Annotated in this window: 14 protein-coding genes; 7 read left to right on the forward strand and 7 right to left on the reverse strand. The window is 60.6% G+C overall.

Annotation, left to right across the window (positions count from 1 at the left end; translation table 11 throughout):
- The first annotated feature begins 5 nt into the window (after positions 1–5).
- Positions 6–3,119, forward strand: coding sequence for a DEAD/DEAH box helicase (locus QNO06_RS03730; RefSeq protein WP_269437429.1), 3,114 nt, complete (start codon positions 6–8; stop codon positions 3,117–3,119).
- A gap of 134 nt (positions 3,120–3,253) precedes the next feature.
- Positions 3,254–3,955 carry a hypothetical protein gene (locus QNO06_RS03735; protein WP_227913418.1) on the forward strand — a complete coding sequence of 234 codons (702 nt, stop codon included), beginning with the start codon at positions 3,254–3,256 and terminating at the stop codon, positions 3,953–3,955.
- Positions 3,956–3,997: 42 nt separating this feature from the next.
- Here the strand turns inward: QNO06_RS03735 and QNO06_RS03740 are convergent, their stop codons facing one another.
- The 5 genes from QNO06_RS03740 to QNO06_RS03760 all read right to left on the reverse strand — a co-directional run bounded on the left by QNO06_RS03740 (position 3,998) and on the right by QNO06_RS03760 (position 16,603).
- Positions 3,998–7,078 carry a type I restriction endonuclease subunit R gene (locus QNO06_RS03740; RefSeq protein WP_227913417.1) on the reverse strand — a complete coding sequence of 1,027 codons (3,081 nt, stop codon included), beginning with the start codon at positions 7,076–7,078 and terminating at the stop codon, positions 3,998–4,000.
- Between the two features lie 12 nt (positions 7,079–7,090).
- Positions 7,091–8,026 carry a restriction endonuclease gene (locus QNO06_RS03745; protein WP_227913416.1) on the reverse strand — a complete coding sequence of 312 codons (936 nt, stop codon included), beginning with the start codon at positions 8,024–8,026 and terminating at the stop codon, positions 7,091–7,093.
- Between the two features lie 2 nt (positions 8,027–8,028).
- Entirely contained in the window at positions 8,029–9,282 is a 1,254-nt protein-coding gene (locus tag QNO06_RS03750; protein WP_227913415.1) for a restriction endonuclease subunit S domain-containing protein, read from the reverse strand.
- A complete protein-coding gene (locus QNO06_RS03755) occupies positions 9,279–11,249 on the reverse strand; it encodes a type I restriction-modification system subunit M (protein ID WP_227913414.1) in 1,971 nt (656 codons plus the stop codon). Before QNO06_RS03755 ends, QNO06_RS03750 begins: the two co-directional genes overlap by 4 nt.
- A 242-nt stretch (positions 11,250–11,491) precedes the next feature.
- Entirely contained in the window at positions 11,492–16,603 is a 5,112-nt protein-coding gene (locus QNO06_RS03760) for a hypothetical protein (RefSeq protein WP_227913413.1), read from the reverse strand.
- Between the two features lie 759 nt (positions 16,604–17,362).
- Between QNO06_RS03760 and QNO06_RS03765 the strand changes: the two genes are divergently transcribed.
- Together QNO06_RS03765 and QNO06_RS03770 are read left to right on the forward strand one after the other, a co-directional pair.
- Complete coding sequence (locus tag QNO06_RS03765) at positions 17,363–17,680, forward strand: hypothetical protein (protein ID WP_227913412.1); 318 nt, start codon at positions 17,363–17,365, stop codon at positions 17,678–17,680.
- Positions 17,681–17,778: 98 nt separating this feature from the next.
- Entirely contained in the window at positions 17,779–19,050 is a 1,272-nt protein-coding gene (locus tag QNO06_RS03770; RefSeq protein ID WP_227913411.1) for an arginine deiminase, read from the forward strand.
- Positions 19,051–19,379: 329 nt separating this feature from the next.
- On the opposite strand, the gene QNO06_RS03775 is transcribed toward QNO06_RS03770, so the two are convergent.
- Positions 19,380–19,727: a hypothetical protein gene (locus tag QNO06_RS03775; RefSeq protein WP_227913410.1), complete on the reverse strand. Its 348-nt coding sequence runs from the start codon at positions 19,725–19,727 to the stop codon at positions 19,380–19,382.
- Between the two features lie 260 nt (positions 19,728–19,987).
- Here QNO06_RS03775 and QNO06_RS03780 point away from each other — a divergent pair, with 260 nt between their 5' ends.
- Together QNO06_RS03780 and QNO06_RS03785 are read left to right on the forward strand one after the other, a co-directional pair.
- On the forward strand, positions 19,988–21,136 hold the full coding sequence (locus QNO06_RS03780; protein ID WP_227913409.1) for an EcsC family protein: 1,149 nt from the start codon (positions 19,988–19,990) through the stop codon (positions 21,134–21,136).
- A 9-nt stretch (positions 21,137–21,145) separates the two neighbouring features.
- Positions 21,146–21,757, forward strand: coding sequence for a phosphatase PAP2 family protein (locus tag QNO06_RS03785; protein ID WP_227913408.1), 612 nt, complete (start codon positions 21,146–21,148; stop codon positions 21,755–21,757).
- 42 nt (positions 21,758–21,799) lie between these two features.
- Here the strand turns inward: QNO06_RS03785 and QNO06_RS03790 are convergent, their stop codons facing one another.
- Entirely contained in the window at positions 21,800–22,162 is a 363-nt protein-coding gene (locus QNO06_RS03790; protein ID WP_227913407.1) for a hypothetical protein, read from the reverse strand.
- Positions 22,163–22,393: 231 nt separating this feature from the next.
- On the opposite strand from QNO06_RS03790, the gene QNO06_RS03795 reads away from it, so the two are divergent.
- Positions 22,394–22,882, forward strand: a complete 489-nt coding sequence (locus tag QNO06_RS03795; protein ID WP_284162666.1) for a hypothetical protein — start codon at positions 22,394–22,396, stop codon at positions 22,880–22,882.
- Positions 22,883–23,083 lie beyond the last annotated feature (201 nt).

Genomic DNA, 23,083 nt, shown 5'->3' on the forward strand with positions numbered 1-23,083 from the left:
GCGGCTTGAATCAAGGGTTGTACGAAGCCCTGCACACGCGGCACCTACAGAACCTGATAAATCAGAACCCTGAACTGCAGCCCGTTTTCCGATCCATCCCTGAGGATGAGTCTCCAGCCATTCTGGCGGACTACGTCGCATCCAGAGTTCGTGACTTCCTGACCGATACGAAGCCCGAGGGGCGTGTCAGTCTGGTTAATCAGATCCTCCAGCAGCTGGTGTCGGACACGATTCAGCCAGGCCCCCAACAACTAACCTCTCTGTTTCCGACAGAGGAACTGCGCCGTCGCCAGCTGCGCCGACCATCAACGCCGCTCAGCCAGCCGGCCCTGCTGACGAATGGTAAGGACGATCCCAACCTTGCCGCTGAAATCCGCACGGAAATGGGTTCGGCTGACACGGTAGACATGCTCTGTGCCTTCATCCGCTGGAGCGGCCTGCGCCTGCTCGAACCGGCTCTGGCAGAACTCCGGGACCGCGGTGTGAAGCTGCGGGTCCTCACCAGCACGTACATGGGCGCCACGGAACGCCGTGCCATCGATGAACTCGCTCTGAAATACGGAGCCGAGATCAAAATCAACTACGAAACCCATGCCACTCGGCTGCATGCCAAGGCATGGCTCTTTCGGCGCAACACCGGGTTCGACACTGCCTATGTGGGCAGCTCCAACCTCAGCGCGCCGGCCATGCTCGACGGACTGGAATGGAACGTCCGGCTTTCCGCAGTCGGCACGCCGGAGCTGCTGCAAAAATTCGAGGTCACTTTCGACAGCTACTGGCAGCAGCCCGCATTTCAGACATACGACCCTATCCGCGACGGCGACAAACTCGACGCCGCCCTGGCCCGCAACGGCGGCAAGTCCACGGCGCTCCCGGCGGCAGCTACCGGATTGGAAATCCAGCCCTACGTCCACCAGCAGGAAATGCTGGAGGAATTGGACGCAGCGCGGGAAGTCCACGGTCATCACCGCAACCTCCTCGTTGCTGCGACGGGAACCGGGAAAACGGTTATCGCCGCGCTGGACTACAAGCGCCTGTGCGAAGCAGAAGGACGGCCGCTTTCCCTACTCTTCGTGGCCCACCGGAAAGAGATCCTGGAGCAGTCTCTGCGCACTTACCGCGACGTGATGCAGAGCGGCTCCTTTGGCGAGTTGTTCGTCGGTGACAATAAGCCGACCCAATGGAAACAGGTGTTCGCCAGCGTCCAGTCCCTGGCCGCCCTCGGCATCGAACAGCTCGACGCCGACGCGTTCGAGGTCGTCGTTATTGACGAGTTCCATCACGCCCAGGCGCCAACGTATCGGCGACTGATCGACCGCCTGCGTCCTCAGGAGCTGCTGGGCCTGACCGCTACCCCGGAGCGAGGTGATGGCGTCAACGTTGCGGAGCAGTTCTTTGATGGCCGCGTCGCCAGTGAACTCCGTTTGTGGGACGCGCTGGACGCCGATCTCCTTGTGCCTTTCCACTACTTCGGCGTGGCCGACGACGTCGATCTCTCCCAGGTTGAATGGAAGCGCGGAAACTACGACGTCGGTGAGCTCAGCAACCTGTACACAGGCAACGACGCGCGGGCCGCGAAGGTCATTACCGAGCTGCGGGACAAGGTCTCGTCCACGCAGCAGATGCGCGCCCTGGGATTCTGCGTTTCGGTACAGCATGCGGAATACATGGCGAAGGTCTTCCACGGGGCAGGCATTCCCTCCGTCGCCGTATCGGGGGACACCCCGGGCGATGAACGGTCCGATGCGCTCAGGCGACTCCGGAGCCGGGAACTGAACTGCATCTTCGCGGTCGACCTCTTCAACGAGGGACTCGACCTCCCTGAAGTCGACACCATCATGCTGCTTCGTCCGACGCAGAGTTCCACCGTCTTCCTGCAACAGCTCGGACGGGGGCTGCGCCGGGCGAAGGACAAATCGGTGCTCACAGTGCTGGACTACATCGGCCAGCAGCACCGCGAGTTCCGCTTCGAGACCAAGCTTCGGGCACTCACGGGGCTGGGTCGGAAGCCACTGGCAAAGGCCGTCGAGGATGAATTCCCGCATCTGCCGTCCGGTTCGCAGATTGTGCTGGACCGGGTGGCACAGAAGATCATTCTCGACAATATCCGCGCCCAGCTTCGCTTTAGCAAGCGTCAGCTCATTGCGGACGTAAAGTCCCACGGTGGACTGAGGTTGGAGGACTTCCTGGAAGCATCCGGACTGAGCCTGGCAGACATTTACCGGAAGACCGGCGACTCATGGACGGCGCTGCTCCGTGGCGCCGGTCTCGTGGATCTGGCGTATGGGCCGGAGGCCGTCGTCGCGGGAAAACCGACGGTGTCCGTGGCGGAGGAGGCGCTTCTGCTTCGCCGGATGACGACCTTCCTGTGCGTGGACGATCCCGAACGGGCTGAAACGTATGCCCGCCTGGTGTCGGATGACACCCTGCGTTATGACCGGTTGGGGGACCGGGAGCAGACGCTGGCCCGCATGCTCTTTTTCGCTCTGTGGCCGGAAGGCGGCGGTTTTGAGGATTACGACGCCGGATTGGACTTCGTCCGCGCACTGTCACCGGTTGTGTCCGAAATCCGGCAGCTTATGGAATTGGGTGTTCAGCGGTCCCGCTACTCGCCGAAAGGACTGGGCAGGGGACTGCAGTATGTGCCGCTGTACTCGCATGCCACCTACCGGCGGGAGGAAGTTCTGGCAGGCCTGGGCTACCTCTCACTGGACGGGCGCCGGGCACGCCACCGTGAAGGTGTTGCCTGGTGCGAGGATACGAATACGGATGCCTTCTTCGTCACGCTTGAGAAGGATGCCAAGGACAGGGCGGCGTCGATCATGTATAAGGACTACGCGATGAGTCCTGAGGTATTCCACTGGGAATCCCAGAACGCCACGTCTCCTGACAGCCCTACCGGTCAGCGGTATCTGAACCACAAGAAGGCAGGCAGTCAGGTGCTGTTGTTCACCCGGCCACGTGAAAACGACGACTCGGGTTTGACCATGGCCTACACCTGCCTGGGGCAAATGGACTACATGTCGCACACGGGATCAAAGCCGGTTGCGATCACCTGGAAGCTGCAGAGGCCGATGCCTGGGGATGTTTATGTGGATGCTAGTGCGGTGGCTCTCTAGCGTCTTCTCTCCTACGTGTTCGTGCACTCTGTTTGTGTGACCTTATGTATCCTTCGAAGGACCAGTGAAGACCGATAAGACGGCCGCGCCCGAGATGAATGTCCTAAGTCTTTCTGCCAACGAAGGGTAGTGTTTTGAGCGATTTTCAAGGTATTGAGTACGTCGTGTTTTTTAAGGGTGCGGTCATCTACGACTCTGATGCGGCCACCGAACAAGTCATCGAGGTAGTAGAAAAGTTCTTGAATGAGAGAGGCCTTGCAAATCGGAGAGGCTTCCCCGCAGGCATGGGTAGCGCCGCAACCGGGGGTCAACCTTTTGCCGAGCTATTGGTGTGGCTCCAAGACAACTGGGAACTAGCCGCTGCAGCACTATCTGCGGTTTGGGCGGGGATGGTTAGGGCTCGCACGGCGTGGACTAGGGTAAAAAAGGGCTTCGAACAGCGAGTCCTCGACCCATATCAGCCGGCCATCGTAGTAGAACTCCGCGTATGTACCACGGGGTTTGGGGCACAAGGAGAGCAAGAGGCCGCAGAAGCATTTCGTTCGATGCTTACTTCCGTGCCGGATTTGAGCGCATTGCTTCGTCGGGAAATCCCAAACTTCGAGCCGACTATAAGAGTTATCACCCCGGGACAGGCGCCTCGATACCCTTACGTTTATTTCAAGGTCCGGGACGTCCGTGACGCAGATGTAGCTCGAATGCTTCGTTTTTTGGACCGGAAGAACCGGCCAAGTGAACTTTCTGCCGTTCTTCTCTACCGACAGTTTGGGATCCTCACCCGCCTCGTGGAGAGTGGCGACGGCAGAGAGTTCATGCAACTGACATATCGGTCTTGAGTTTCAAAGAGCCAGCGCTGCTAGGCGCGCGTACAAACAGCTCTACTCCTGAAGCTCCTCGTAGATCAGTCCGCTGAGCATCGCCAAGAGCGCCTTCATTTTCGTCTTGTCACCCAAGGCCTGCAGGCTCAGGCTGTAGTGGCTCTCCATGGAGTTCTGCACAGCGTCACTGACTGCGTTTTCGAGATGCGGACTGCTGCCGAAATGGCTGCGAGAGTTATTGCGCGCCTGCGTCTGCAGGGTCTCGTTCTTCACCAGCTCGCGCCGCACGCCCTCCACAAAGTGCGCCACGGCATCCAGCTCTTCGCCTTCGAAAGGCAGATTCGCCTGCTGGATGATCTCCTCCCAGCTCGCAAGCACCGGGTCCTTCGTCTGCCCTGAACCGACCTCGGTTGCCGGCCTCAGGAGTGCCTCATCGTCATCCAAGAGCGTCAACTGCGCCTGCCCCTTGTCCTTTAACGCGTACTTGGCCAGGACGACGCCGGACAGGTCCAAGGCCACAGGTGCATCGTTCACCCGAAGAACCGGAAGCAGATGCTTGTAGTAGATGGAGCGCTTCTCGAGGTCAGGATCAGCAAAGTTCACTATCTGCGAGAGGAAATCATAAGCGCGGACAAAAGAGCCCAGATCCTTGCGGAACAGATCCAACTCGTCCTGATCGGTTTTGTCGCCGGCTGCCACTGCGGCGTTGTACCTGGTGTTGAAGCGCGACTTGGCAGGCGCCACCCATCCCGAGAGGGCGTTGTTGCCCTCTACCCGGATATACGCCTGCACCAGGCTATCAACTTCCGAATCTAGGTAAATCTGAGCGGCATCCAGCTTGTTCTGCAGGTCGTGCACCACGTTGGGATCCGAGGTGCCCTCCAACCGGGCCTGACGGAAGTAGGGCTTGAACGACTCCAGAATCTCTTCAGGCTTGTTCACGAAGTCGAGCACGAACGTCTGGTCCTTACCGACGGCGGTGCGGTTCAGGCGGGACAGCGTCTGTACCGCGGATACACCTGAGAGTTTTTTGTCCACGTACATCGCCACCAGCAGCGGCTGGTCGAAACCGGTCTGGAACTTATTGGCCACCAGCATGACCTGGTACTCGTCCGTGGAGAACGCCTCGGGCAGAGTCCGTCCCTTGAGGCCAGAGTTCATGTTGATCTCGGTAAATGCCTCCACTCCGGAGTCGTAGTCGTTCACTTCACCGGAGAAGGCGACCAGCGTGCCCAGATCGGAATAGCCGGCGTCGGCGATGTATTTGTCGATGGCGAGCTTGTATCGGACGGCTTCTTTCCTTGAACCGGTGACCACCATGGCCTTCGCTTTGCCGTCCAGGCGCCAAGCGATGTTGGCGCGGAAGTGCTCCACGATGACCTGGACCTTCTGGCTGATGTTGTACGGGTGCAGCTTTACCCAGGTCATCAGCGACTTCAGAGCCTCGGACTTCTCCACCTTGCTGTCTTCGGAGTCATAGTCGCGGCCGTTGTGTGCCAGCCGGTACGCCACCTTGTAGCTCGTGTAGTTCTGCAGCACATCGAGGATGAAGCCCTCCTCAATGGCCTGCTGCATCGAGTACAGGTGGAACGGCTCGGGAAGGCCGTCGGCTCCCGGGCGGCCGAACAGCTCCATGGTCTTAGCCTTCGGAGTGGCGGTGAACGCGAAGTAGCTGATGTTCTTGGCTTCTGCCCGCTCGGCCATCTCCGCGGCCAGGTAGGCCTCAATATCGATCTCGCCGCCGTCGTTGACGTTTTCGAGTTCCTCCACCGAGAGGGCCTGCTTGACCTTGTTGGCTGTGGAGCCGGTCTGGGACGAGTGAGCTTCATCGGCGATGATCGCGAAGTTGCGCCCCCGGAGAGCGTGCGATTCAGCAATCGCCTTCAACGCGAAGGGGAAGGTCTGGATGGTGACGACGACGATGGGAGTCCGGGCTATCAGGGCCTCAGCGAGTTCGGCGGATTTGGAGCCGCCGGTGCCCTTGATGGGAACCACGACGCCGGACTTGTGCTCGATCTGGTAGATCGCGTCCTGCAGCTGTGAGTCCAGCACGGTACGGTCCGTCACGACGATGACCGAGTCGAAGATCTTCTCGTTCTTCTCATCGTGCAGAGAGCTCAACTGGTGAGCCGTCCAAGCGATGGAATTGGTCTTGCCCGAACCGGCGGAGTGCTGCACCAGATACCGGTGCCCGGGACCTTCGGAGCGTGCCGTTTCGATGAGCTTGGTGACGACATCCCACTGGTGGTAGCGGGGGAACAGCAGCGACTTGCTGATAACGCGTTCACCCGTGACCGGATCGGTTTTGTCGCTGACCTGCAGGTGCAGGAACTTGCCGATGATGTTGAGCCAGGGGTCGGGCTGCAGCACCTGTTCCCAGAGGTAGCTGCTGGCGGATCCGGTGGGATTGACCGGGTTGCCGGCATGGTCGCCGTCGCCGAGGTTGAAAGGCAGGAAGCGGGTCGCCTTGCCTTTCAGCTCCGTGGTCATCTGGATTTCGTCGTTGCTGACGGCGAAGTGCACCAGGGCGCGGCGTCCGAAGGCCAGCAGCGGCTCTTCCCTGTTCTTCGCGTTCCGCGGCAGGCGGTCGTTGCGGTACTGGGCGACGGCGTCGTTGATGTTCTGGGTGAAATCGGTCTTGAGCTCGATGGTGGCAACGGGCAGCCCGTTCAGGAACAGGACCAGGTCGATGCTCTTTTTCGTGTCAACCGTGGAATAGTGCACCTGGCGCATCACCCGCAGCCGGACCTTGCCGTAGCGCTCCAGCGTTTCGGGGTTCAGGCCCATGGCGGGTTTGAACTGGCACATGTCGAACTTCGCGGCCACATCCTTGAACCCGGTGCGCAGCACGGAGAGCATCCCGGCTTCCTTGGTGGCGGGTTTGTCCAGCACCTTGCACAGACGGTTGAGCAGGTTGTGCTCGGCCAGCGTCCGTTCGGCCAGGGAGTCACCGGGTTTGAGGACCTTGGCCAGCTCATGGGGCTGGGTGTCCTGCAGCCAGCCGATGATGTCTTCGGGTACGACAGCGCGTTCGGCGTCGTAGAGGTCACTCGCCTTGCGGTTAGGCTCGTAGATCCATCCCTTGGCCGCGAGTGCCTGGCAGATTTCCTCTTCGAACATCACTTCGTTGTGCTGTGCCATATGTTCTTCCCCCTAGAACTTGTCGAAAAAGTCCTGATCGACTTTCTTGACGACGACGGTGCGGTCCACCTGGACGCCGACCCCGTATTCGAACATCAGTGTCGCAAGGCGCTGTCCGTCGATCAGGATAAGTGTGTAGTGCGCGGTATCCCGAGCTACAGCCCGGGCACCGCTGGTGAAGCTGGATGTGGTGATAAAGATGCCCTTGGTGGCTCGAAACTGCCCCAGCGCACCGCTGAACGCCTGGACCTCGGGCGCGCCGACATTGTTTCCTTCGGAATACCGCTTGGCCTGCAGATAAACCCGGTCGAAGCCCAGGGCGTCCTGCCAGACGATGCCGTCCACGCCCTTGTCCCCGGAACGCTGCGTAGGTTTAAGGTTGTCCTCCCGGTCCGTGCCATAACCGAGAGCCCGAACCACAAAGGGGATCAGGTGCTCGAAGGCATCGGGGGAGAGCTCCAGCAGGTTGCGGTAGATCTCCTCGATGACCACCTGATTCAGCTGCGCGGCCGACTGCTCCAATGCTTCGGATGGATCAGATTCGACGACTGCGGCACCGTCTACGTCGATGCCTGGCACTGGGACCGCTGAGGCAGCCTTAGGCCGGCGCGAAATTTCCTGATACACACGGTATGGCTCATATTCCCGCAAGGACTGATGAGTGAGCTGGGTACTCTCGTTAGCGCGCCGCAGTCCCTCATCGCTGATCCGGTACTGCCCCCGGGCCTGACGGACCAGGAGGCCCGCCTTCATGGAGTCGAAGACGGCCCAGTTGATGCGGTTGGCCCAGCGCGCTTCTCCGGAGGACATGACTTCCGCCATGTCCTCGGCGGAGAGCTTCTCTCGCTCAGCGACAGCTGTCCGGATCTCTGCGTTACGCCGGACCTGCCCGTCGGCCATGATCCGAATAACGGGGTCTACGAACCCATGCCACTGGGGCAATGCCATGCTTACACCGCTCCTTCGCGTACATCGATTTTGCCGGTGACTGCTGCGGAAATCAGGGCGGAGCGGCGCTCTTGTAGGAGACCTATAAGCCGCCGGCACCGATCTTGCACTCCACTTAGCGCGGATAGGCGTTGTTGTACCGTCTTTACTATTTCTCTCTGTTCCGATTCTGGTGGGAAGGGCATGACCATTCTGCCCAGCTTGTCGGACGGTAAATGCATGAGAGTAGCACCGGAGCACTGCATAGCCACGTAGCCAGAAGCCCGCGCTATGACCATGTAAAGGTGGAAGTATTCAGAGCACGCGTCTCTCTGGGGGCGGACTCGATTTAGAGATTTTTCGAAGCCATAGTCGGAGACGGTTGCGTCAACTACCACTGACTGTCCGATCGAGCCGCCTTCAACCACTAGAACGTCGCCAGGACGTAGGGACAAGTTGCTCACCTCCGCGGGAGAGAACCACATTTTGTTTGTATCGTCCGCGACCATCCCGTCCGGCTGCACACTTGCGGCTTTCAGATAGGGGCGAAGAACGTCCAAGGCGGTTTCTTGCTCGCGCTGACGCATCTTACCGAGTACGATTTCGTAGAATCTTCGAACAGGACCGATCTTCCAGTGAGTTGGGATAGCACCAAGCCACGGAACGCCAGAACTCTTGGTGGAGGCGGATGGGTCGAGTCCCTTGGTGACGGCTTGGGTGATGACGGCCTGGCGCTTTTCGGCCAGCAACTCGATGAGCCGCTCCTGTTTGTCGATCAGGTCATCGATCTGCAAGATTTCGCGGTCAAGGAATTCGGCAATGGCGAGCTGCTCTTGAAACTCGAGTCTTGGCACGCCGTACTGCCCTAAAGATCCCACATCTATCCGGGAAAATCCCGAGACATCCGGATCCGATGCGCCAAGCCCTCCCATCGTGGATTTCATGAAGTTGGACAACTCTTCGGAGCGCAGCATAAATTCTAGGAATTTGGGATGCGAATTCCGGGTTGGGCGAAGTACAAGGTAATCGGGACTAACGATTCCTCGTTCCGTGCTGATTCCGAGAGATCCCCTGTAGGCATTGAAGCGGTTGAGTACTAAATCGCCAATGTCGCAGATCTTGTACTTGTCAAAGCTGTCCGCGCGCGGAGGTTTGTCACTTATGAGCTCACGCCGCACAACACCTAGTGTCTGCGACACTGACAGCAGCGGTGGCATGGACCTGTCACCGAGTCGGTCATCAATTTCGCGCCATAAGTGACGTAGCTGGGTATTCACCGTTCCACCTTGGCCAACAGCGTCGTGATCTCCGCGATGAGTTGGTTCAGATCGACGTCGATTTCCTCCAGTGAGCGCGGTGCGATGTACTTGTAAAAGTGTCGGGTGAAAGGGATCTCATAACCGACTTTAGTTTTGGACTCATCGATCCAAGCATCTGGAACATGCGGAAGGACTTCGCGCTCGAAGTAGGTCTGGATGTCCTCATTCAATGGCACGTTCTCAGTGTCCCGCAGATTAGGATCCGGCTCGGGGTTGCCCATGGGGCCCGTGCAGATGTCCGCGGCTTCATCACGTTCCGAGAGTCCAGCCAGTACGGCTTTGAAGACCGGTGCTGGCAGCTTGAATCCTGCGCTGTTCAGTAGCGGTTTCAGGACCTTCAGGAATGCCTCGCGGTTCTTGTACACGTGGCGGTGTTCCTCGACAGCGGACCGGAGAACCTTCTCCAGGATGTCCCGGTCCTGGGCAGCCAGCTTCAGGACAGATTTCTGCGCCGAGACCGCGTTGACGCGCTCGGTCTCAAACGCGAAGTTCAGCCGTAGCGGGCGTTCTACGGTAATAGTGGAATAGCCAAAGTCGCGGTTGTCGAAGATTTTGGAGGTTTCGCCGTCGTCCTCGAACGCTCCGTAGAGCTGGACAATTCGGTTGATATCCTCCGGGCTAAGTTCTTTGCGCTTTGATCCGAGGCTCTTGCGCATCTTGCGGTAGAACTCCACACCGTTGATGAGTTGGATTTTGCCCGCACGGCCGGGAGCTTTCTGCTTCTTGGCGTTGGACAGGATCCAGACGTAGGTGGCGATGCCGGTGTTGTAGAACATGTCCGTCGGCAGGGCGATGATCGCTGAGACGAGGTCGTTCTCGATCAGATAGCGGCGGATCTCAGATTCGCCGGAGCTAGCGCCGCCGGTGAACAGCGGGGAACCGTTGAGGACTATGCCGATGCGGGAGCCACCCTCGTGCACCGGGCGCATCTTCTTTACCAGGTGCAGCAGGAAAAGCAGCGATCCGTCGCTGACACGGGGAAGGCCCGGGCCGAACCGGCCGTCGAACCCGTTCAGCTCATGTTCGCGTTGGATCTGCGGCTGGATCTTTTTCCACTCCACCCCAAACGGGGGATTGGAAAGCATAAAGTCGAACTGCTCGCCGATATTCTGGTCATTCGCCAGGGTGTCGCCGACGGAGATCTTGGTGATGTCTTGGCCCTTGATCAGCAGGTCGGCCTTGCAGATGGCGTAGGACTCGTCGTTGATTTCCTGGCCATAGGCCACCAGTGACGCGCTCGGATTGTGCTCGTGCAGGTGTTCCTGGGCGACGGTGAGCATGCCGCCGGTGCCTGCGGTGGGGTCGTAGATGCTGCGGACCACGCCGGGTTTGGTGAGAACTTCGTCGTCGTAATTCAACAGCAGCTTCACCATAAGCTGGATGACTTCGCGCGGAGTGAAGTGCTCGCCGGCGGTTTCGTTGGATGCTTCTGCGAACCGGCGGATGAGCTCCTCGAACATCAGACCCATCTCAATGTTGCTGACGGTGTCCGGATGCAGGTCAATCGTGTCGAAGGCTTTGGTGACGTGGTAGAGCAGGTCCGATGCATCCAGCTTCTCGAGCGTTTTGTAAAACTCGAACCGTTCGAAGATATCCCTAGTGTTCTCCGAGAATCCCTGGATGTAGTTCTCGATGTTTGCCTTGATGTTGCTGGGGTCATTCAACAGGCGGTCAAAATTGAAGGGCGACGTGTTAAAGAAGCTGTACCCCGCGGCCTTCTGCAGGAAGGTGTCCAGCGGAATGTTCAGGTCCTTCTTGGCCTCCTGTTCCGCAAGGACCGCTTCCTTGGTCTCCTCCAGGACGCAGTCAAGGCGGCGCAGGATGGTGAAGGGCAGGATCACGGACCCGTACTGTGCGGGTTTGTAGGTGCCTCGCAGGATATTTGCGATGCTCCACACGAGGTTGGCATTGTTGTTGCCGGCCACTGCTACCACTTTCTGTGCTGACGGAATCGGGGGGGGTGGACGTGCTCATGGCGGTCCCCCTCTGTCGTGCAGCGTTCTTTTCATGCACGTACTCGTACTGAATTCTACGTGGCATCCCGGCGGGCATAACGCGGGTTCAGAGAGGAGCCTTCCCGGGACACTAGGGAGCACACCGTTGTCCCGGGCAAACCACAATTATTCTTGGCACTTTGGAACGAGTCCCCGCATGGTCAATGCGTTCGCTACCGGCTGTAAGGGGCAAGACCTTCATTTCCGGCGACTACCATAGCGTCGACCAGCGCCTGCCAATCCTCAAGTTTGCTGAATTCATCGGCGGTGTTTCGAATTTCCTTTAGCCATTCATTCGAGTACCAGGTCTGTTTTACGATGATTAGGCCGTCTCGGGTGCAGAGCTCTGTGATCCAAGCGAGACCGTGGGTTACCTGTTCGGATAACGGGAGCTTGCGAAGGATTCGAATGAGTGCATCAACACACTTAGTTCTGCCGTGACCAAGCAAAACCCACTGATCGATGAAACCGAGAAGGTCTTCGCCCTTAACCCAATCGATGGGTGGCCCATTGAGTTCCCTATAGAGGCCTTGAACCCAAGAAAGTGGTTCGGGCAGAAGTGCTGCGGCTGCCCAGTCACCCCAGTGGCTATCCCGGTAGGGGTTGGGGTCCCGACGGGTATACGTGAGGGCCTGGTCAAGGACCGAGGGCCAGAGATCGCGCGCCGCTTGTGCGCGCCTATCGTTCTCCGCGCCGGCAGCCGTGAGGCCGTGGAGAAGTCCGGACAACAGGCCAGCGTGCGCGCTGAGGGCATCGAGGTGCTCGATGATGGGTTGAGGGTCTTGGGAAATCGCATAGTTGTCGAGAAGTGCGCGGGCACCGACCAGGGCGTGGGTCCCGCGGTGGTCGGCGCGCCGTCCACGGTCCTCATCGCTCAGCATAGTCCGGCGTTGGATGTCGAGGAACTGAGCGAGAAGCCGATTGGCTTCGGCGGTGTGGCAGTGACGGTTGGCGGCGGCATTCCCAAAGCCTCGAATGGCAGCATCGAGCATTCTGAGATCGATGGAGGTGCCATCGAGCTCTTGAAGCCGGGCTGAGATATCACCGTCGATGTAGGCATTCCGCGGGCGTTGTGAGGGCTTCTCCCATTCACCGAGCTCAGCCCCTCGCGCTGTTTCGAGGAGCCAGCCGAGCGCAGTCTCGTGAATGCAAGGCTCCCCATGGCACGGCGTGGCCCAGACGACGTCACACCCGCGGGATAGATAGAGTCTGGTTTCGAGTGGTGCGTTGCAAGCAATGGCCATCCCGGCAGCGAAAAGATCTTCTGTGCTTGCTCCGATGGGAGAGAGGAGGCCGGCCAGAGCGGGCGTTAGGAATGCCGGGAGAGCGTTGGCCACCGCGCGGTCGGCGCCAAGATCGAAGTACTGATCTTCTCTTCGCTGGTCGTCCGAGGCTTTGAAGGATAGGGCCACATCGAACACAAGTTGGGCTACGAACCTGGATTCGTTACCGAGGGCTGCAGCTTCGCCGGCGACAGCCCGTTGAACGGCGACCCGAACGACGTGCGCGGCGGCGTTAACCGGCTGCGACGGCATCATGTCGGTGTCCGCTTCGAGGAGCTCGCGCGCAGTTGTGAGGTCTTTGGCTATCTCTGCTGATGTGGGTGGCACATAGTCGGCGTCGTGCTTTGCAGAACCCCAGTAGCGGTTCTGCAGTCGCAGGCTGGTGTTCACCTGTTCCTCGTAGATGGCGTGCTGAGCCTGCGCCGCCTGAAGATCCTCCGGCAGGTTGACCTGAAGATAAAGGCGGTCGCCCTGCTGAGTGACCTCGTACCGGTCTGCGTCGAGACTCGCGGCCCAGTTTTTTGTAAGCTCCTCCGGTATGCCAAGACCGGATCCGTTGGCGACGAGGAGATCACCGACAGCTTTGAGCGCCTGAGTACGTTCCCCATTTCCGCTCGTCATGAGGGTCACGGAAACTTCGCGAGGAGACCATTGGCGTCGTTCTTGGTGTTTCAGATCGTCGGTATGAGGGGCGAGGCCGTTGGACTCACCAGCTAAGCGTGCAAATTCGAGTTGCCACACGATCGGTTCAGCTAGGAACCGGTCGAGCTCGTCCTTGACCTTGTCGAGGTGTCTGGTTAGAAGACCGAACAACATCCCGGGCACGGCGAGATTCTCGCAGCCCTCAAGGAGGGTCTCGAGGACTTGTTCCGGAGACTCCCCGGCGTCGAGCCAGCTCTCGGCGACACGTTCCATGGCGAGGAGAGCGCTCATCCCGGAATACGGCCCTACCGAGGTCCCGCGATACCAGCTCCACACATGGTCGTCGCCTACGTAGAGCCGTCGGGCACCGTCCAGATTGAGTTCCACCCCGGATTCACGCTCATCTTGGGAACCAGGCTTGTAGTCGACAGCTACCTCGAATGGAGCTATGTCCAAGCCAGCGAGGGTACAGACACGGAATTGGGCGCCGTGGTTGAGGATCTTGTTTAGGACACGGGCTGAAGTCTTGGACGAGGCCGTATTAAAAAGTGCCCAGAAACCGCCGTAGTAGTACTCGTAGAACGGTGAGGGGAAGCCTTTCCACCGGCCGTGGTGGTCCCGGACCCCATCTCCGTAATGCCAGCCGGTGTCTTCCTCGTCGATGTAGTAGGCCTCCATCAGTTGGGCTAGTAGCTCCGGGTCATGCAGGGCGATGGCCCGCGCGCTCAGGGGAGAGTCTGCGGCGGGCGCAAGGGAGGCAGGGGCGTCCTCGGCGATCGCAAGGAGGTATCGCTCGATACTGTCGTCGATGTCTGGCCCGAGAAGTGCTAAGCACTCGATGTACTCCTCCCTGGTGACCTCGTGCGGGAGCTCCTTCCTAAGTACATGGCTGGGCCTAAAACCCAGCCCCGCTAACGGGTCATCTTCATCATCGTTCTGAGCCTGCACTGGTGGCGGGAATGATCTCCAGTAAGCGACTAGGCGGTCCCGCAGGTCAATACGAAGCTGGTTGCCAGCGGGCACGTGAAGCATTACGAGAGCCTGCAGCCAGCTGGCGAGGAGCTCGAACGATGGTGTCGACAGCAGCCAGGGTTCGGGGTCGTCGAGAAGAATTCTGACGATTGGTGCGGCCACGAGGGGATCCACGAGGCCGTTGACTCGGTGGCGTTGTTCGACAACACGAACGACGGTGTCGAGATTGATAGGGGAGGATTGGTTGCCAAGTTCGGCCTTCAGGCACTCGTATGCGTTCGGGTTGTCGAGGAGAGCTTCAATTGGAAGATCCGACCAGCGTGGTCCGAACTGGCTTGCGATAGCGCTGAACTCCTGGACCATGCGGGCAAACACCTGGGGCGCACGGGCTCCAGGCGCGCGGAGTTGTCCCTTACAAGCGAGAGTCGCGGCTGAGAGGGCCCATCGTGGACCTCCCGCGATCCGAAGCGTGTCGGTCACTCGCTGTGCGCGAACCAGGAGTACAGCGGTGGCGTACCGACGTATTTCGTCGTGGGCGAACTCGGGACGACTCAAGTACGGGCTGGCTGGGGTCAACAGGTGGTCGCGGCGCAATGCGTCAACTGCGGCGGGAACGAGGATCACCGTGGGATGCCGGTCCGAGGGAAGGTTGAGCGTTGCGGCAGCAACGGCTAGGAGGGTCTGCTCGCGTGCTTCGGCGGAGCCTGCTGCTGGGTCATCTTCCCTGCGGACGATTTTGCTCCAGATGAGGCTAAGACAATCCCAATCGCTCAAGGGACCTTTGAGCCTGATTCCGGTGCGGGCCAAGAGGTCGAGGACGACCAGGCGTCGTAGCAGCGATACTTCGGGCAGGGAACGCAGGACGTTGCGCAGCAACGGGAAGTGTTCTGCGACTGTTGCGATGTCGGTGTTGCCGAGCGGCTCCATGATGAAGGAGTTGGCGTTCTTACTGAATCCGAAAGTTACCTGTTCGTTGACGAACTCTCGCGCGGTATCTGCGGCAACCGCGATGACACCGACGCCTGCCTGTGCGGCTGCGAGGACGAGGTCGCTGAGGAGGCTGGCGGAGCGTTCGAGAGCGGCGTCCGCAGCGTCAATCACAAGCACCCGGGTCGGGGCGGAAAGCTCAGCGAGAACTTCGGTTAAAGATACGCCGACAGCAGCGCTGAACTCCATGCTCGTTTGGGGGAGAGCGCGGAAGTTCACGACGATTGCCTCGAAACCCGCGGGGTCTTCGGCTTCGAGCTGTGCAATGCAGGAGAGGGTTAGTGCGCTCTTTCCGGTGCCGGACTCGCCTGACACAACGAGCGCCGCGGTATCGGTTCCAGTCTTTCGGATCGCAGCGATGAGACTGTCGCGGCGGTCGGCGAACGCAATTTCGAGTGAGCCGGAAGTCGTGGACTCACTTCCGAGGGTGGCTCGGACACTGGCAGCTGCTAGTCTGCGGTGCTCTGAGAGCGCCCTGAAAGCTCGGTTGTTGCGCGTTGCGCTGGTCTTTAGGAGTGCGTGAAGGTCTCGCCGGAGAAGGTTCAGATCAACGACGGCCCCTGTGGCGTCGTATCGGGTCGCTTCGGCTTCCAGCCGATTTCTGATGGTTATGCCGTCGGATGTGTCTGCTGCAACGAGGTCGAGCGCGGTTGCAGCTGCCGTGCGGTCACGTTCGTCGGGGCTTTGCACTCGGAAACTCAGAATACGGAGACGAGACAGAAGTCTGAACGCTAATCGGAGAACCTCCGCCTCTGTGCTCGTCTCCTCTGTGACAAGTGTGACCATTTGAAGGAAGTGGTCGAAGCGTTCGCGGACCTTTTTCGACCATCTCTTGTTCACGTCCAGGGATGCTTGGAATGAGGTCGCGTCAGCGGTGCTGCGAGCGATGTCACATACAGTGGCGAGACTCTCCCACTGATTGGACCAGCCAGCGACTGCCACAGCGACCTGGTGTGTGTAAGTATCGAATTTCGCTATCTCGGCTAGGAGTGAACCCACCAGTTTTACTGTCTGTTCGTCACTCTGAACGAAGTTCGGGGTGGCTCGGCATGCTACCGCAACGGTGACTTCGGTCGTTCCATCAGAGCACTCGAGAAGTAGGTCATCGACCGGATGAGCCGGCCCCGTTTGGAATGAGAGACGCCGGAGGGGTAACTCTGATGCTTCCGTTCTGCGTTCTCCTGCCAGGAGACTAGCCATGTATATGGCCGCGATGCGGTGCGCAAGGGACACCCCGCCGCCTCCGGTCGCGTAGGTGCTTGATCCGGATGCGGATTCGGCCCGAAGCGGGGCTGTGGCAACGGTACCTTCGTCAAGGCGTTCATCGGGTTTGCTCGGCGGAGGTGCGCTCTGGGGGTTGGTCGAATCCTCCGTCGTCACCGCTGTTCCTCTCAGATCCATATGCGTCTTGTCTATTGTGCCGTGGAACTAGTCCGTCGGTGATTATTCTCGGCCGCGGGTTTCGCCAGCTACTACTGATGCTTACGCTCCACACCATCTGGACGCTGGGCGACGAAGCCGGGTAAACCGGAGGGCATGGGACAGATCCTCATCCGACAGCCGGTTGGCATGTGCGTGGACGTCATGGTGGAGACTGATGGAAAGGTGCCGCTCGTAGAGTGCAAGCTGGCTTCCAATCCGCAGATCCGACGCGAGATCGTCGGACAGATGTTCGACTACTCCTCACGACGGTGGAAGATAGGCATCGAGGACCTTGACGCTCGGTGGCAAGACCGGGCCCGTCAATCCCCGTTCCCTGCCGACGACGGCGTCCGGCTGCGTGACGCCGTTACCAAGAGTCTCATGCAGGGGCTTTGGATTGTGTTGGTCGGTCGAGGCGATCAACGAGCAGCCGCTGAAGCGGATGACCGAATACCTCCGCCATGTCGGGACGGGACGCGTCGATGATTGCCGTCGAATACGCCCGGCTTAGGAAGGGCTCGATTGAGATGCTGATGGCACAGACCTAAGGTGAGGAACTGGCGGAAGCGAAAGCATCGTCGGCCACCCGCGATCGAACAGCGTGGGACGCAGAGCCTTATCGGGAGTGGCTGGATGGGTACGAACAGGTGTCGGTCCCAAACTTCGTTGCGTTTATCGACGAGGCCGCAGCACTGGGGTGGATTTCGAAGGCTCCAAAGCAGTCACTCGTCGGGCGGGTTGAAGATCCACGATGCGCAGGGCGGACGGCTCGGCACCGTGACTCTCCAGGGCGCCTCGGTGGAGTTCAATCTCATTCCCATGTCCCGGCTGCCCGACGGCGAGTGGCCAGCGGATGCCGCAGTTGAGCTTCTGAGTGAGCGGGAAAAACACGTCGGGGTGCTGACTGGCGTCCACCGCAATCTGCGCGCCAGCAGGTTCGCCACCCGGCGGCCCAACATGTCGCTGGCATCGCTGGACGAGGAATCCGTGCGCCGCGGGCTGTCTGCGCTGACGATCCTGCGGGAAAGTTCGGAAAGCACCCCGCCAGTGTGTTGACTGACAAAGCCGCAAAGCCGGAGGTCAACAGCAACGATTCGGTCCCCGCCCCTCCGTCTGGAAGGATGCTCCTAAGCCTGCTGATAAAGGAGTCACCCATGCCTTCCCCCGTCCCTGCCGCCCCAGAGGGCATTGCCTCCACCTACGGCGTCCACTCCGAGGTCGGCAGACTCCGCAAGGTCCTGGTCTGCGCCCCAGGCCTGGCCCACGAGCGGCTCACGCCCACCAACCGGGAAGACCTGCTGTTTGACGACGTGATGTGGGTGGAAAACGCCCAGCGCGACCACGCCGACTTCGTCACCCAGATGACCGACCGCGGCGTCGACGTCGTTGAACTCCACGACCTCCTCGGCGCCACGCTGGACATCCCCGAGGCCCGCACCTGGCTCTTGGACCGGAAGATCATCGCCAACCGGGTCGGCCTCGGGCTGGTCGCCGGCACACGTGCGTTCCTGGATTCGCTCACCGGCGCGGAGCTGGCGCGCTACCTCATCGGCGGGCTGACGACGTCGGACGTTCCCGACGACTACCTCGGCAGTTACGTTGCCCTGGTCCGCGAATCCACCGGTCGGCCCGAGTACCTGCTGCCGCCGCTGCCCAACACCCTCTACACCCGCGACACCACGTGCTGGATCGGCTCCGGGCTGACCATGAACCCGCTGTACTGGCCGGCCCGGCACGACGAGACCCTGCTGATGCAGGCCATCTACCGGTTCCACCCGGACTACGTAGGCGCGAAAATCTGGTGGGGCGACGCGGAAAAGGACTGGAGCCAGGCTTACCTGGAAGGCGGCGACGTCATGCCCGTGGGCAACGGCACCGTACTGCTGGGCATGGGGGAGCGGACCTCCCGGCAGGCCATCACCCAGCTCGCGCAGGCCCTGTTCAAGGACGAAGCGGCGGAGCGGATCGTCGTCGCCGGCATGCCCAAGCTGCGCTCCGCGATGCACCTGGACACCGTGTTCACCTTCGCGGACCGGGACCTGGCCACCATCCACCCGGCCATCGTGGACGGCATCCACCCCTTCACCATCCACCCCTCGGACAAGGCCCCCGGGATGGAAATCCGGGACCACCGGGACCGCCGCTTCGTGGACGTGGTCGCCGAAGCCATGGGTTATCGAAAGCTGCGCCTGGTGGAGACCGCCGGGGATTACCACGCCACCGAACGCCAGCAGTGGGACAGCGCGAACAACGCCGTCGCCCTGGAACCGGGCGTGGTGTTCACCTACGACCGCAACACCCAGACCAACGCGGCGCTGCGCAACGCCGGCGTCGAGGTCATCCCGATCGTCGGCGCCGAACTGGGCCGCGGCCGCGGCGGCGGGCACTGCATGACCTGCCCGATCATCCGGGATCCGCTGGATTAACGACGACGGCGGAAGCGGCGGAGCGGGGGCGGTCCGCTGGCTAGAGGTTACTCAGCTCCATACGACAAGACCAGACCCCTGCTGGCGCAGCCTATCTATCTTCCACCCCGACTACTCGGCTCGAATACCTGACGGGGTGACGCGGAAGCGCGCATGACACTTCTCCGGACTGATGGCGACGGACCAGGCACGTAATGCGTGCTGGCCCGGTCTCCGGCCTATTCCAGATTTCGCTCCGATAGATCACTTATGTGAGGAATCGGCAGCCCACCACCTGCCTCGAGACGAAGCGATCTCAAGTACGATGAATAGTTGAACCAGTTGCAGGCTTAGTTGCTTATCATGTCCATGTCTTTATCCAGGGACTCAGCGACCTTTGTGACGGCACCCTTATCGCCGCTAATGCGCCATTGCTTGCCGCGAATAACCCAAAGCTCGACCGAGTAGTCACTGGGGATATCCTCGTAAACTGACGATACTGCCTCAAACGAAGCTACCTCTTTTGCCGCGCTCGGGTACCAAGAGGCATATATTTCCTCACCGCAGTCCACACTCTCATTTCCCGCATCCTCCATGATCGGCTCATCACACTCGTAGCCCATCTCTTCGATCACGTCGCTCAGGTCTTCAACGGAACTGGGGGAGGCGGAACCACAGGCAGAAAGAGTTGCCATCATTGAAACTCCAATTAGCCCAGCAGCAAGACGGCGCACGCATTTCCTCCAATATTGAGATACTCACCATCATTGTAACTAGGTCTTCGGTTCTCGTCTGCCGGGTTGTGGGAGAACGGGGGGTATGGCCGCCGAAGTGCTTTCGCCGACTGACCTAATGCTCCAAGGAAATCTTCCCGGCATCTTTGGAATGAATAGACGAGATTGGACTCGCCACGGAGAAGTCATCCGAGGTGTCTGAAAATGCGAATAGAGTTCTCGTCATGACGAAACCCTCGAACTATGAGATTCATGCATGGCGTCGCCTTCAGATGGCTAAGCCCCGTCCGATGTCGCGGGTAATGAAAAAAGCCAGCGAGCAGGTGGCCAACGGAGCTGTCGGTCTCGGTAAGCGTGCCGGGCAGTATCTAGAGGATCGTCCAGGAGCGAAGGCGGCGTTTTCCAAGGGTCAGGAAATGGTCGGCAAAGGCGCCGGAGTCATTCGGTCCGGTGCCCGGAAAACTGCAGAGGCCGTTCCCGAAGCGATGACGGAATGGGGTGGCGCGGCTCTCGACTCCGTGACGGGGATGCTTGCACGGGCCGCACGGATTGGGCTCTCCCCGCGCCGGGTGGTTGAAGCCCACCAAAAGCGGGGGCATGATGTGTCCTCGCTCTTAGAGCTGCGTCATCTGGATCTCGAGCAGATCGACGCCGTGAGGGGTCGGGGATTGAACCTGTACTACCCGATCGCGGCGGCACTCTCAGGTATGGGCGCGGGACTGGTCATCTCGGGCGGGGCCTTGGTCGCAGTCGCCTCAGCCGGTGCTGCGGCGGCACCGTCCGGCGTTGCGGTGGCCGGGGCCATAACGGGTGACGCCGCCGTTGTTTTGGGATTGGCCTCCCGTTCAGTGGGACATGTATCGCTGTTTTACGGCTATGACCCTGAAGAGCCCAGTGAAAAGTTGTTTGTGATGTCCGTGGTGAATGCAGGCACGGCGATGTCGGCCAGTGCGAAGACCGCAGCCTTGTCAGACATTTCTCGCCTCACGCAGGCACTCGTCCGTGGCAAAGCGTGGAAAATCCTGGATAAATCGGTCCTTGCGCGGGTTTCTCACCAATTTGCGAAGGCATTCGGCGTCCGCTTCACGAAGCAGTCACTGGGAAAGGTGGTGCCGGCTGCGGGGATCGTCATCGGCGGAGGATTCAACTGGGCAACGCTGGAATCTATTGTCGACGCTGCGGACACCGCTTACAGGCGGCGATTCTTGCTGGAGAAGTACCCGCACCTGATGGATGAAGACACCGTCAGCGTGGTCGTTGAACCAGAAGCCGGCGACGACGCTGACGAAATCATCAGTGTGCTTGGGGAATTGGCTGAAGCGGGGGGCCCCGACCTCCACTATCCCGACGGCGACACCTTCCGCACCCAGTAGGATCGACTGATGCCCGAAACCCTGCAGCAGCACACCCCGCAAGCCTCCGCCGCCCCCACCCGCGTGGCCCGCATCGTCACGGAGGTCACCGCCCCGACCGTCCTGGTGGGGATACTCCTGCTGCTCCAGCCCCTGCTCACCCCGAGCGTGACCTGGCTGCAGGGCATCCTCGCGGCGCTATTCACCGTCGGGCTGCCCTTCGCCGGGATCCTGGTGCTGAAACACCGCGGCAAGGTGAGCGACCACCACATCGGCGTGCGCAGCCAGCGGGCTCCGATCCTGGGTGCTTCCGCAGCATCCATGCTCATCGGTGCGCTGGTCCTGGTCCTGCTGGACGCCCCGGCGGAATTGTTCGGCGAAATTGGCGGCGTTTTCATCGGCATGATGCTGTGCCTGGTAGCGAACCTGGTGTGGAAGCTCTCGGTGCATTCCGCCGTCGCCGCCTACGTCGGCTTGGCCCTGCTGGCACCGGTCCCGGAGCTCGGTGCGGCGCTGGCTCTGCTGCTGGCCTCGGCCACGGGCTGGTCGCGGATAAAGCTCGGCGCGCACACCCCCACGCAGGTCCTGGCCGGTCATGCCGCCGGCTGCCTGGCCTTCGCCGCGGCCCTGTTGCTGCCCTGACCGCCGGCGTCACCGCGAGCCTGAGCGGCGCTGGTCGTGAGATCAGCCAGCCGACGGGCTTTCTGCAGCACCGGTGAAGCGGCCTGGCTGCACGTTGTTCCTCTCCACAGCCTTCTGGGCGGCAATGTTCCGTCCATGAAGGACCAGCGCAATAACGATCAGCGGGACGTGAATCGCGGGAAGGTTCTTCGCCAGCCACTGCGGGAGATAGATGTCGGTGACCGATCCGGTTTCGTCTCCCAGATCCCGCGCCACCGCCGTAAGCGGGCAATGAAATCCGTTGCCGGCGAAGATCAAGGTCTCAGCAGCGACCACCGCGGCCGCGGCCCCTGCCCTGCGGTCAGAGCGTTTCCGTATTCCGGCGATCAGCACGTAAAGCATGCAGCCCTCAACGGTTAACCACACGAACGTGTGAAACGCCTTCACCGCCCGGAGCAGCAGCCTGCGCTTATGCATGCCCCATTATCGTGTCGGTTCGGCGAGAGCGACCACCTTCGCTCCTCAGGCGCCCCCGCCCACTCGCCACGCCACTGCCCCCCCACCGACTCCCACCCCAACGTGCGATAAAGTCGGTTCAGTCTCTTTCCATAGACGCAACTTGTGAAACACGGACGCGTGAAACAACAGGGGGAAGCAATGCCAATGCGTTTTCGGAAGCCGAAGCGGGCAACCTCGAAAGCGGTAGTCGACGCCCTGGAGCTGGACGAGCACGTCACCTTCGATGACCTGCTCGCCGCCGTGACGAAAACGCACGGCAAACCCATTGAACTGCGCGACATTGACTCCTCCGTGATCCCGTCCGTCACCGGGCTCTGGATCGAGAAGGAAACCAAGTCCATCATCCTGCTGCCCTCCGGCGACCACCGGCTGCACCGCACGCACGCCGCCTGCCACGAATTCGGGCACATCCTGCTGCGTCACCGCGGCTGCGGGGGAGTGGAAACCACCATGCCCTCGGTGTTCCAGCACGTCGGCAGCCGGCAGGGCATCCGCCGGATGCTCGCCCGCTCGTTGGACTGGAACGAAACCGAACGCGCCGCCGAACAGGTCGCCTACCTGCTCTCCATGGCCCTGCTGCCCGAGGACTGCGACAGCGACAACCCCTTTGAACGAACCTTCCGGTAATTACCCTGTAAATCCTGCCCGGCCGCCGCGCTGTGGGCAGTGGTTCCCCTGCCGGGGAGGGCGGGCCCTGCTCAACCTGGTTGTCCACCTTGGTTGCGCACCCCCTCGGCAGCACCAATCTGCCCGCGTCGCTCCCAACCCCGCCCATCTCGGTTGACCCTGCCCGGACGCCTCCATAGCGTTCCCCCATCACTCGCCGCA

The organism is Arthrobacter sp. zg-Y20 (assembly GCF_030142075.1).
Lineage (GTDB): Bacteria > Actinomycetota > Actinomycetes > Actinomycetales > Micrococcaceae > Arthrobacter_B.

Excerpts from the sequence above, each read along its gene's own strand:
- QNO06_RS03785 (WP_227913408.1), top strand. The coding sequence starts at position 21,146 with ATGCCCGAAACCCTGCAGCAGCACACCCCGCAAGCCTCCGCCGCCCCC.
- QNO06_RS03760 (WP_227913413.1), bottom strand. The coding sequence starts at position 16,603 with ATGGATCTGAGAGGAACAGCGGTGACGACGGAGGATTCGACCAACCCC.
- QNO06_RS03770 (WP_227913411.1), top strand. The coding sequence starts at position 17,779 with ATGCCTTCCCCCGTCCCTGCCGCCCCAGAGGGCATTGCCTCCACCTAC.
- QNO06_RS03745 (WP_227913416.1), bottom strand. The coding sequence starts at position 8,026 with ATGGCATTGCCCCAGTGGCATGGGTTCGTAGACCCCGTTATTCGGATC.
- QNO06_RS03775 (WP_227913410.1), bottom strand. The coding sequence starts at position 19,727 with ATGATGGCAACTCTTTCTGCCTGTGGTTCCGCCTCCCCCAGTTCCGTT.
- QNO06_RS03795 (WP_284162666.1), top strand. The coding sequence starts at position 22,394 with ATGCCAATGCGTTTTCGGAAGCCGAAGCGGGCAACCTCGAAAGCGGTA.
- QNO06_RS03780 (WP_227913409.1), top strand. The coding sequence starts at position 19,988 with ATGACGAAACCCTCGAACTATGAGATTCATGCATGGCGTCGCCTTCAG.
- QNO06_RS03740 (WP_227913417.1), bottom strand. The coding sequence starts at position 7,078 with ATGGCACAGCACAACGAAGTGATGTTCGAAGAGGAAATCTGCCAGGCA.